The following is an 11,595-nucleotide window of genomic DNA, read 5'->3' as shown; positions in this document are numbered from 1 at the left end:
TGTCTCGTCAAATACACGTCTTTTTTTCATGGGTACTTTCGGGTTTGCCTCCAAATGTGCCTAAAAACCGTCTCCAGTCAAATGTAGCAAGTCCACAACAGGACAAGTAGCGAGTCGGCCGCTAAAGCAGATCATTTAGGCTGGTTACGCCAATGGCCCAAGCCACTCTTCAGCCTGTTTTTATACGACCTGGTGGCTACTAAACGAATTTCCTATATTATTACTAAAGTAGCCTCATTACTCAGTATTGGTGTCTTGTTTAGCGTATTTCCCGACTCCCATAGCGATGTTCGATTGGTTGGGCTCATTAGTTTATGTGTTGCCCTAACTCATTGCATCCTGATTTATCAATCGAGTGAGTTTGAGGCCTTCTATCTGCGTTTTGCTCGTAACTTTCCCTATCATCGGTGGCAGTTGTACGCTCAACAAGTAGCCTTACTCAGTGTGCTATTGTTACCTGAGGGCGTATGGTTGATGGTGGCCGGAGGGTTAAAACGAGGTTTTACTGGGGCATTAATGATAGTCAGTATTTCGCTCTTATTCCGTACGCTTCTCTACCGATTGGGCCAGCGGATGGACACTTATTTACGAATTGTATTCGGCCTGTTCACTTTTTTTCTGGTATTGATCTTGTTCAGTGGCACCGAGGTGCTTATCATAGGAAGTGGCGTGGGGGCTTGGATGCTGTTGTCTGGCTATCAAAATCCACCGGTAGCATAGTTCCTTGGCTCAGTCTAGGTTGTTTGCCCTAATTCGTAGCCGCCTGGTGAATAGCACCACGCAGGCTACGAATTGAGCCTCGGTGGCTGATCACTGGACAGCTATTAAAATCAGCGATTTGTGAGAATAAGCGCTTACCAAGGATTTAGTGAATTAAATCAGCCAGCCAACTCCAAACTTATTCACTACGCAATGACTTGACCGGATTCATCAGGGCCGCCTTCACGCTTTGAAAGCTGACCGTCAACAAGGTGATGACTAGCGCGCCCGCCCCTGATAGCGCAAAAATCCACCAGGCGATGTCGGTGCGGTACTCGTACTGCTGAAGCCAGCCGTTGAGAAAATAATACGCCATGGGCGTGGCGATGAAGAGGGCGATGACAACTAGTACGACGAAGTCTTTAGAGAGCAGGCCCCACAGGTTCAGCACCGACGCGCCGAGCACTTTCCGCATCCCAATCTCTTTCGTGCGTTGCTCGGCCATGAACGAAGCCAGCCCAAACAGACCCAGACACGAGATGAAGATGGCGAGTACCGCAAAGATTGACGCCAGCGTACCGATCCGTTCCTCATCACCGAATTTTTTAGCGTATTCCTGATCCGTAAATCGGTAGTCGAATGGAATCGCTGGGTTGTACTTTTTGATGACCGTTTCGATACCCGCCAGCGCCTGACTGGTGCTGACGGCCGGGTTTATTCGAATCGTAACCACATTGCCGTTGTCGGGGGCTAAGTGATAAACAGATGGCGGGATGGGCTGGTAAGGCGATTGCACGACGATATCCTTCACAACCCCAATGATGGTGAACGGTTGCCCGTCCCAGCGGACAACTTCGCCAATCGGATTCGTAAAGCCCATGAACTTAGCGGCTGCTTCGTTAATGATGAAACTGGTCGAGTCCGTGCCGTACGACCGCGAAAAATCCCGACCAGCCACGAGTTGCCAGCCAATCGTTTTTCCGAATTCGTAGGATACCTCAGTATTCGGAAAGTCAACTGACAGGCCAGGATCTTTGCCGCGCCATTCAAAACCGCCGTTGGTGTTCCAAACGTCAGTAGTGGGACTCCCTGATTCCGCCAGTTCAGCAACGACCCCGGCGGCTTTTAACTCGGTTCGTATGGCGTCGATGTGCTTGTGGGTATTCTCCGTGCCCATCAGCGTCATCAGTCCAGCCCGGCTGTAGCCAACGGGGCGATTTTTGGCAAACTGAATCTGACGAAAGACGATGATGGTACCGACAATCAGGGTAATAGAAACGGTGAACTGCATGACTACCAGCACTCGTCGTGGAACAGCCGCAAAACGCCCTACTCGAAAAGTGCCCTTGAGCACGCTGAGGGGTTTGAACGCCGACAGATATAAAGCCGGATAACTTCCCGCAATCAGCCCCGTAAGCAGACTGATACCCAGACCCAGCAACCAAAAGAGGGGATTGGTCAACGGCAGGTGAATCTGCTTCTCGGCTACTTGATTGAAAGTGGGTAACGTAAGGAATACAACGGCTAAAGCCAGTCCGAACGCCAATGCCACCACCAACAGCGATTCGCCAAAAAACTGCGTGATCAACTGCCCCCGTAGCGAACCAACGGCTTTGCGGATGCCTACTTCCTTGGCTCGTTTTTCGGAGCGGGCCGTGCTGAGGTTCATAAAATTGATGCAGGCCAGCAGCAATACAAATACGCCAATACTCCCGAACAGCCACACGAACTGGATAAGGCCACCGGTACGAACGCCGTCCTTGAACTCCGAATACAAATGCCACTGCCGCATGGGATTGAGGAAAACCTGCGGCTGGTAGCGTCGCTCCTCGGGACGAATATTTTTCAGCTTAACGTTTTTTATTTTAGCCGATACTTTATCCATATCAGCCTGTTCAGCCAACTGAACAAACAACTGAAACGAGTTGGAACGCCAAGGGTTTTCCATCTCTCGAATCCAAGTTTGCTCCGATAGGTATAAAGCCCACGGTGTAATAAAGGACAAATTGCTGAAGGACGAGTTATGGTGTAGATTTTCATAAACGCCCGTCACTTTTACCGTCGTTTTATTATCGAGTCGGATGAGTTTGTTCATCGGGTCGGTCTCGCCGAATAAGTCATGGGCGACCGATTCAGACAGTAAGATCGAGGCCGGGTCGGTTAACCCCGCTCGGGTACCTTTCCGCATGTTCAGCGTCAGCATGTCGGGAGCCTGGGCCTCAATCGATATGCCGCTCTTGGAAAGATGCTTATTGCCAACCGTCAGCACACGTGGCGTCACCCAAGATGCCATTAGGACGTGCTTGAAGTTGTCGCCGTAGCTCCGACGCAATTCGGCCCCCAGCGGGAACGGAATGGGCCGCTGGGTACCAATCTCCTTGTTATAGGTCTGGTGTTGCATCACCTGGGCAATGCGGTCATAGTTGGCAAATGATTTGTCAAAACTGAGTTCATCCCACACCCACAAACCGATCAGCATCGCTACGGCCATACCCACGGCCAACCCACCAATGTTGATGAACGAGTAGACTTTGTTGCGGAGCAGGTTCCGCCAAGCAATCTTAAGATAGTTCCGTAGCATAGGGACACGGCTTAACCGATCAAGTTAATTTGAGTGGGACAATTATCGTACCATAGGGTCAAATCCAGCCTAGTTCGCTTTAACCGCCCTATTAGGGAAAGTGCATGTACGATTTCGGACACACTTGTCCGCTATGGGTCTATTGATCAGTATCTATTTAAAGACTGGACTTGCAACAAAATACTAGACAAATCTTTAAGCAACCTATTGTAGTTGCTCAGTGTAGTATTCATAAGGAGATAGATAACCCAGCGCCGAATGCCTTCGTTGCCGATTATACCCCAACGGCGGACCGTCAAACCTCTATATATTCAAAGACAGCCTGTTCAGCAATAGCCCGAGTTTGGAAATCCTGTTGATAGACCAATTCCGACTTCAGGCTTTTAAAGCGGGTCGCCGATCACCCGTAGCATACGGCTATTTCAGTTTCTGAAGTGCTTTATTGGCCTTCTCATTGGACGTGTCCAAAGCTAATGACTTCTCATAGTAGCGGATGGCGGTTTGTTTATCCCCTTTCAACTTATAAGCCTCCCCTAAGCTGTTGTAGGTAACAACCGAATGGGGGTAGTACGCTTCATTGAGCTTGAACAGCTGTAGGGCTTGATCAACTTGCTTCTGACTTTGAAGCAGAAAATGACCCATCTGGTTGATTACCTTACCAGGGGATAATACAACAGTACCCAATCGTTCAGTAAATCGTTTATAATGACTAACTATGCTCATACTGCCTTGGTCAAGAAAGGTTTGGATCGGAAATTCGTAGCCACTAAAGACAAATAGCAACCCATCCCGAAAACTTTGGAGGGGAACTGAATAGTGATTCTCCTGCGGATAAAACATATACTGGTGAGCCAAGTGCTTGGATTGGTTACCGATTAAGAGGGCTCGGAACGTATCAAATGCGTTGCCTCTCAATCCCGTGTGTTGACCTGGCTCAAAAGGATTATTGGCTTGGGCCAAAAACAGCGTCGATGTTACCGATTGATTGCTAGTTAGAATGGGAGTTGCCTTTTTGATCACTGCGTTTTGGCCCCAAGTAAGAGTGGGGTCAATAGCGATATACGCTTGAAAGGCGCGTTGCTGCAAAAAACAATTGAGGGCAAATAGACCGGCCAGTGAATGACCTACTAATACCCGATAGGGCAACGTTCGATACTGTTGGTCAATCTGAGGGAGTAATTCACTTTCTAAGAAGGTTAAAAAGCTGTCTTTTTGTCCCCCTAGACCGGTAGTCATATCACGCGTTCGAGCCGTATTAACAACCGCCACGACAATCATTTCGGGTATTTGTTCAGTTTCACCGGCACTCATGAATTGAATCATGGAACTGGCAAAGCGAAAATTGGTATCGGCATCCAGCAGGATCAACACCGGGTATTTCTTGTCGGTATAGAATTCATCTTTCTGATAAGAGGCAGGCAGATTAATGAAGTAATGTCTTTCCTCACCCAGTACCCGAGAGATCAATGTATGTTCTGAGCCAATACTGACGGTTCCTATTGGCTGACTCTGAGTCGTGAAACTTAGCAGAAGAAAAAGGAGTAAACAGAATCGGTCAAATCGCATGAGTCCAGTTGAATTAGTGCTTTTAACTAACCAAAGTACAAAACTTGTGGCTAACTATTTGTGGATTCACGGTTTCACCAACCCCCATCTTGAGAAACAGATAGATGATGACACCTTCGTCTCACGATTGAGCATTTTGTGAGATGTGAAATGGTACAAATTCCGTCGAGCTTATAGGGGGCTGATGAAATTCTACATTGACCATATCACCCAGATGCAACGTTTCCATGGCTAGATGCGGTCTATTGAGGTGAGTAAGCATTCAGCTACTTGTTCGATTATAGTCCCATGAAAAAGCTATTTATTTTCTTCGTCTTCCTGGCCCTTACTAGTAGTTGCAAAAAAAACGAACCTGATCCATCGGATTCTCCTATAGCTAATCAGTCTAACCGAAGTGTACTAACGTACACGACCAATTTCCCGGGCACCTACCAGGTGACTGACTATGATGCCAATGGCATACCAACCCTAGCCAAAGTGTCCGTCTTTTATCCATTTGGGGTTACACCCACCGGTGAGTATACCAGTTCAGTTAAGCTGGAATACGACACTCATCTACGAATAAAAAAAACGGTTCAGATCTTTAATGAACTAGGTAATCAATCCTGTTGTCCCGGAAGCGCACCCGTTACCGACCCCGATCGACAGCTAATCAACGAATACGAGTACCAGGGCAATACGGCCAATATCACCTATGAGATTGCCTATACCGTCAACGCTAAGAAGGGTGAGAAATTAGTGGTTTCCGAGCGATTCCGAACCTTCACTGAGACTGGAATGCTCACCCAGGAAAAATTAGGGACTAAACCGGTCTATGAAGCTAGGTATGATGCGTATGATAATCCGGTAAAAGAAATCCTATATTCAGCCGATGGAGCCCCAGTGGTTACCCGTGAATGGGACTATGTATACGATACGAATCATCACCTGCTAAGTCGACGAGTTAAAGGTTCAGCTTTGTTTGAGAACAACACGTACGATAATCAAGGGCGAATTACACGACGGGTCACCAATATGACCGTAATGACACCGTTCAGACCTAGCTATGATATGGGGCGATTAATTGATTATAGTTTTGACCGGCATGATGAGCGGGGTGATATGAATTTCATGTTTTTTCAGTTTACGGGTCAATGGACACAACAGCCACCGCAAGTGCTCACCTATACGTATACAGAAGAGGAGACGTTAATTATCAATACCGCTTATTCATTTTGGAAAAGCAAAGTGGGCATTGATCAACCCGAATTCAACTTTGATCAGGTCCCTAAAGAGGAACTTTTCTCGATAAAAGTTACCAAATGGCACCTCAATAAATGGAATAAGCTCAGTAGAGAAGAGTTTACAAATACCTACGTGAGTGAACAGTTGAAACCCGAACAGCGGGGTACGGTCTATGCTAGTGATCTGATGTATTCGTACGATGAAAGAGGGAACTTAGTCGGCAGCGAAGGCACACAAACCAACTTTTATGACAGGGTGCCCGCCAAAGTCAATTCGCTTACGGCCCGGTATAAAAACTTCTGAGAAGACTCGGATCCGTTCAGTTAAGGACCACAGGAAAACCCTGTGGTCCGTGTTTTTAATGGGTATGTTGCCCTAGTTTAAAAGCGACGGACAAACCCGCTTGGTAGGGTCGGATTTGAAGCTGATCGATTGGCTGAATCTGGGTGAAGCTATAATCGACATACGGCCCAATAGACAGACTGGGTCCTCCAGGCAGCCTAATCGTTTTACCAGCCGTTGCACTGACAAAGACAAAGTCTTGCGGGGCTGAATCCAGCGAGCGGGAATACTCCAGGCCTATTGTCGCAAAGAGTCGGCCCAACAACGGCTGATGGACATCCAGTTGCTTCCTGATGGCGACACCCGCCAATTGTAAGGAGGTCGTTGTTGTGGCGGGCGTTCCTATCCGTTTAACGCTATAGTGACTCCCGTTTTCTTCCACCACATACTGATCGGTACTATACGCATAGTCTGAACGCATCTGGAGTTGGGTATAACTCAGCAAAAGCTGAAAACCGTTCTGTTCTACACCCATATTAAGTTTATAGCCAGCGGATTGCGTCAATCCCTGGGGGAACCGAACATCCTGCACGCTGGCTTGGGGGTTTGGTAACAGAATCACGCGCTGTCTGGTGGTTAGGGGCGTTACACTAAAAAGCCACTGGAGTCCGGACATTTTTTCAACCAATGTCAATTGTCGCCCCAATTTGGTTTGGGAACTAGGAGTTGGTGGCTGAACAACCCGAATAGCCGGATCGGTCAATTGATGGGTGAACGAAAGCGCTGTAATGGGTTTAAGCACAACAAGATCATTCGTTCGTCTTGTCGATAAAGACTTCATTGGCTGCATTAAGCGCTCTTGGTCAGTCAGGTAATTGCTTTCCTGTACCGATTGATTTTGTGCAACGGCATCTTGATCGGTACCGCGCTTGGGACCATGACGGGCGTTCACGAACGTCGTAGGTTGTTGCCAGCTACGTTCAGTGTTCAACCTAACCCGCCGTTGGTGACTGGGTAAGGGAGTTACTTGACCGGCTTCACGCAGTCCATCTGTCTGGGTTCCTTTGATGAAAGAAACGATGGAACGCTGATCCGTTGATCCGTTCGTTCGTGGGCGATCGGGCAAGCGCTCCCGTGTTTGACTTGCCGCGACTTTAGCTTGATGGTCTGGGCGATGAGCCATAAAAGGGGGGGGATCAACTGAGTCCGAGGGGATTGACTGGCCAATAGGCAGCGCACGAGCCTGTTGTATGTCCCGGTGAGATAGTAATTGAGGGGGTAAATGGTGCGCTACGTTCTTTACTCGGTTGAGTAATCGCGTTGAAGTCTGGCTGACTGGTTCGATAAACAGCGATATGGATAGACCTAGTAGGATGACAAGCCCCGTTTTACCCAGGCGATCCAGGCGTTGCCGCGATCGGGTTTTTGCCGTTTGTTTATGCTGCAAGGCCTGATAGATGTTGGCATCAAGGGCCGATCTGGGTGCTACCGCATGATTCCCTAACGAATGCTGCAGGCGTTTCTTCAGGGCCTTATTGAGCTCACTGTTAGAAAGTTTCATGGTGTTTAATGCCTTTACGATCCAACTTTTTGATGAGTAAATTTCGTCCCCTTAACAGCTGCGAACGGGACGTGCCTTCCGAAATACCCAGCATTTGGGCGATCTCCGTATGGGGGTAGCCATCGACAAAGTAGAGGTTAATCACCATTCGGTAGCCATCGGGTAGTTCATTGATTGTCTCCAGCAGTACATCCGTATTGAGTTTACTGAACAGATTCTGGTAGTCTTCTGACTCCCAGTCCATATCAATAGAGTCGGTAGATACCTGCTGCTTCTGCGCTTTGGTCACCTGATTATAATAGTCAATGGCAAAGCGAATCATGACGGTTTTAACCCAGCTATCGACGGCCTCGGGCTTTTTTAGCTCACTGATTCGGTCAAAGATTTTCAGAATACCTTCCTGAAAAATATCTTCGGCTTCGGCCACCGTTCGGGCGTAACGAAGGCAAATACTCATGAGTCTACCTTTGTATCGTTCATAGAATTGAACCTGCGCCCGATGATCCTGCCGCTGACAGGCTTTAACGAGTTGGGTTACTGAGTCGGCATGTTTCGAACGAAATAATTTCATCAGCTAAGCGTCCGATCAACGGCTGCCTAAATAGGTAAAAGTTAGGAATCAGATCGGTTAATTCGCGCGATAGGTCGTATAAACCAGTTGCCCGGTGGGCCATTGTGCCCCAACCTCCCACGATTCAGTCGTAGTCGCTATGGGCCGTTGAAAGACATAGCGCACACTTACTAAGCCGTCGTAATAGGTTTCAAAGGCTAAACTGGAACTCTGATCAAATCCGGGATATCTGGCGCTTGTTGTCGCTAATAGGGTTGCATCCCCAACCTGACTATTTGGTTTATAAAGAACAGGGGTATTCGTGGCATTGCAGCCGCTCCAGGTCAAATTTCCCATTTCATCAAAGAACAGTAGAATAGTGGTTGGCGAGGTAGAATAACCAGCCTGATAGACAGCCGTTAACCAGTACGTTATCGGACCACTTGCCCGTTGGATAACCTGACCCGATTGAAAGCGAAGTCTGGTGCTATTGGTTGAAAAAAAAGCCTGTATCCGCTGAGGTAACTCGGGCAGACTGGTGATGGCATAAAGTGGTAATGGGCTAAGGTTAATAACGGGCTTACCGGTCGCTGACTCGTTATAGGTCAACTGGTAAGTGGTTCCTTGTAGGGTATAGGCCATCAATCGGGTTGAGCTGGTATCGGCATCCACCGCCCATAAATCCGAAAAGGTCCCCCCACGGATAGAGAGTTGATCGGTCAGGCGTTGATAGGGGGTAAAACCAGGGTCCAGCCTTTTCAACACCGCCGATACAATGCCCGTAGCATTCACCTGCGTTTGATAGGCAATTGACAGCTGGGTGAACGTAGCGTTCCACAACAGCTCGTTCACCAGGGTTTTAAACTGAATTTGGGTTGCCTGAGGATACCTGCTTTTAATGGCCTGGGTAGCATTCATCAATTTAGATTCAGAATCAGATGGCTGTATGTCGCTAATGCTGTTGCAGGCGCATACGGCTAAAGCAGTTAAGATCGCCCAAAGCCACTTCATGTAGATTGCTAATTTACCGTTATCTCGCTTGAGACTATAGACGGGCCGAAGCGTTAAAAACGTTGCATGGGTATTGTATCAGAAAGGCAAAAAAATTATCTAGCCCGCTTATTTCCTAACCTGATAACGTAACCCGCAATTGGCAGATTTTGGTTTTGCTGGTCAAGTTGAACGAATGAAGAGTCAACCAGCGTTTTGGCCAGCAGGAAGACGGCTATTTATCAATATCACGGTCAGGAATGAACACTGGGTATGGCAGTGCCAAGCCTATCTAAATTAGGGGGTAGGATGGCGCTATTGCTCTCCAATCTGTACCCATTTTAACGTAGAATTTAGCGACATGAGCTGTCTCAAATGGGAGGGGTTTTTGAGACGAATATGTTTAATAATGCCCAACCCCAGCGAATAGTTAATAGGGCGTTCAACAACTCATTTACCTTGTCAATAACCATATCACCAATCATTTCGTACGTTGGTGGACACCTACTGTACGAATCCGGACGGATGGATAAAGCAGGCCTATCGTAATAACCTCACTACGAACAAGATTAGTTCTTGGCCTCAACTTTGATTAGGCCTACTCAAGCCTCCTCTTCCAGGCTAAGCATCCCATGAAACGTATCCTTTACTTCGCTTTCCTGGTCGCTCATTTGGCGGCATCAGCTCAGTCATTCCAGACGACAAATCCTGACAGTCTAAAGATTAACACCAAAGACATTGTTAATTTTTGGGTAGCTTATGACCGATTAGCAACCGTCAAAACCACAGCTGATAGCTTAAAAATTGTTGACCAATTCTATCTACGCAAAGCCACCCGGGGACTCAAACTCTATCAAGAGTTGTCCCGTTCGGATGCCAGCAGTTTCCTGGCCGCCATCTGCACCCATCCACGACTGCTCCAATCCATTCGGGCCACCACCCTGGCTATTCCCACCTATAAGCCATCCATCCTACAAGGAGCCCATAAATTAAAGCAGATTTATCCGGCCAGTGGTTTTCCTGAGTTGTTTTTCTGCGTGGGCAAGTTCGAAGTGGCGGGCAATCGAACGAATGATATCCTCTACATCGGCGTTGAATTGACTTGTCTGACCAAAGACTCACCCCGTGATGAGTTGATACCCTACATGCAAGCAGCCGCTGGAACCATTGATCAGGTAGAGGTGGTCTGCTTACACGAGATGGTTCACTATCAGCAGCAGCTAGATCCTAAGACGAATTTGGAGGCTGCTTTGGTGGAAGGGGGAGCGGAATTTATTGCTCATTATCTAACGGGTAAATCAACGATGCAATCGGTTTTCGACCGGGTTGACTCGTCGTTGGAAAAAACGATCTGGGCTGAATTTTCCCGCCAACTTGACAAACCCGTGGATAGCTATTGGTTTTTAGCGACTGGCGATGCGGCCCGCCAACGTCCGGGTATGCTGGGCTATGTGATGGGGTATCGAATCTGCGAAGCCTACTACCGTAAAGCCCCTGACAAAGCAGCGGCTTTGCAGTCAATCATCAGATTACGCAATCCAAGAGCGATTTACGAAGGAAGTGGGTACGGAAAGTAGTCAAAGGCGTTAACGATCCAGTTTGCCCTGTGCTTCCTTCTGAAGTTGAGTGGCTGATTAATCTCACTTTTGGGAGCGTAAAATGAGACAAGAGATAGCTGAGTTCAACCCCAGCCAGTTGCTCGCCCAAAGCAATTAACTCCGAACCAGCTTTTGTTTGTGGCGCTGGCCCCACCGAATCATCGCATCAATCACTTCCTTCAGCGTGCCCGCATAAGGGGTGGCCGAATATTCCACCGTGACCGGTTTGGTAGGGCATACTTGCCGACTCACTAATTGGTTGAGTTCCAGTTCGTGTAATTCCTTGGATAAGATTCGCGGCGAAATGCCCGAGGCCCTGGCCAGTTCACCAAATCGCTTGGTGCCTTCATTAATCAAGATGGAAAGTAGCAACAACTTCCATTTCCCATTGACCACATACAGCGTGTCCTGAATGGCCGAATGCACATTGGTGCAGGCTAAATCTGAATGATCCTTCATGTACTATCCTAAATGTAACTAGTATCCTTTCTGTAATTAGTAACAAATATACACTACTATAGCGCCACTTTTACGCCTTACTTTA

Annotated in this window: 9 protein-coding genes and 1 pseudogene; 3 read left to right on the top strand and 7 right to left on the bottom strand. The window is 47.9% G+C overall.

What is annotated here, in order from left to right:
• The first annotated feature begins 192 nt into the window (after nt 1-192).
• Nucleotides 193-720 carry a hypothetical protein gene (locus tag BM202_RS24290; protein ID WP_093831017.1) on the top strand — a complete coding sequence of 176 codons (528 nt, stop codon included), beginning with the start codon at nt 193-195 and terminating at the stop codon, nt 718-720.
• Between the two features lie 178 nt (nt 721-898).
• Here the strand turns inward: BM202_RS24290 and BM202_RS24285 are convergent, their stop codons facing one another.
• From BM202_RS24285 to BM202_RS24275, 3 genes and pseudogenes are all read right to left on the bottom strand, one after another.
• Nucleotides 899-3,280, bottom strand: a complete 2,382-nt coding sequence (locus tag BM202_RS24285) for an ABC transporter permease (RefSeq protein WP_093831031.1) — start codon at nt 3,278-3,280, stop codon at nt 899-901.
• Nucleotides 3,281-3,484: 204 nt separating this feature from the next.
• A pseudogene (locus BM202_RS38305) lies at nt 3,485-3,668 on the bottom strand (IS3 family transposase); the annotation flags it as partial.
• 29 nt (nt 3,669-3,697) lie between these two features.
• Nucleotides 3,698-4,846 carry an alpha/beta hydrolase-fold protein gene (locus tag BM202_RS24275; RefSeq protein ID WP_093831029.1) on the bottom strand — a complete coding sequence of 383 codons (1,149 nt, stop codon included), beginning with the start codon at nt 4,844-4,846 and terminating at the stop codon, nt 3,698-3,700.
• Nucleotides 4,847-5,134: 288 nt separating this feature from the next.
• Between BM202_RS24275 and BM202_RS24270 the strand changes: the two genes are divergently transcribed.
• Nucleotides 5,135-6,373, top strand: a complete 1,239-nt coding sequence (locus BM202_RS24270; RefSeq protein WP_093831027.1) for a hypothetical protein — start codon at nt 5,135-5,137, stop codon at nt 6,371-6,373.
• A gap of 55 nt (nt 6,374-6,428) precedes the next feature.
• Here the strand turns inward: BM202_RS24270 and BM202_RS24265 are convergent, their stop codons facing one another.
• Genes BM202_RS24265 through BM202_RS24255 form a run of 3 tightly spaced genes read right to left on the bottom strand, consistent with a single transcriptional unit; the run spans nt 6,429 to nt 9,474 of the window.
• A complete protein-coding gene (locus BM202_RS24265; RefSeq protein WP_093831025.1) occupies nt 6,429-7,913 on the bottom strand; it encodes a hypothetical protein in 1,485 nt (494 codons plus the stop codon).
• Nucleotides 7,900-8,484 (bottom strand): RNA polymerase sigma factor, encoded by a 585-nt coding sequence (locus tag BM202_RS24260; RefSeq protein WP_093831023.1) that lies wholly within the window; start codon nt 8,482-8,484, stop codon nt 7,900-7,902. Before BM202_RS24260 ends, BM202_RS24265 begins: the two co-directional genes overlap by 14 nt.
• 57 nt (nt 8,485-8,541) lie before the next feature.
• A complete protein-coding gene (locus tag BM202_RS24255) occupies nt 8,542-9,474 on the bottom strand; it encodes a hypothetical protein (RefSeq protein WP_143100741.1) in 933 nt (310 codons plus the stop codon).
• A 611-nt stretch (nt 9,475-10,085) separates the two neighbouring features.
• Between BM202_RS24255 and BM202_RS24250 the strand changes: the two genes are divergently transcribed.
• Nucleotides 10,086-11,030, top strand: coding sequence for a DUF2268 domain-containing putative Zn-dependent protease (locus BM202_RS24250; protein WP_093831019.1), 945 nt, complete (start codon nt 10,086-10,088; stop codon nt 11,028-11,030).
• A 135-nt stretch (nt 11,031-11,165) separates the two neighbouring features.
• Here BM202_RS24250 and BM202_RS24245 read toward each other — a convergent pair whose 3' ends face one another.
• On the bottom strand, nt 11,166-11,510 hold the full coding sequence (locus BM202_RS24245) for a winged helix-turn-helix transcriptional regulator (RefSeq protein WP_093827305.1): 345 nt from the start codon (nt 11,508-11,510) through the stop codon (nt 11,166-11,168).
• Nucleotides 11,511-11,595: the final 85 nt, after the last annotated feature.

Origin of the sequence: Spirosoma endophyticum, assembly GCF_900112365.1 — a bacterium.
GTDB lineage: Bacteria > Bacteroidota > Bacteroidia > Cytophagales > Spirosomataceae > Spirosoma > Spirosoma endophyticum.
Note: the sequence above shows the minus strand (reverse complement) of the source record. Positions and strands in the feature narration are given on the sequence as shown.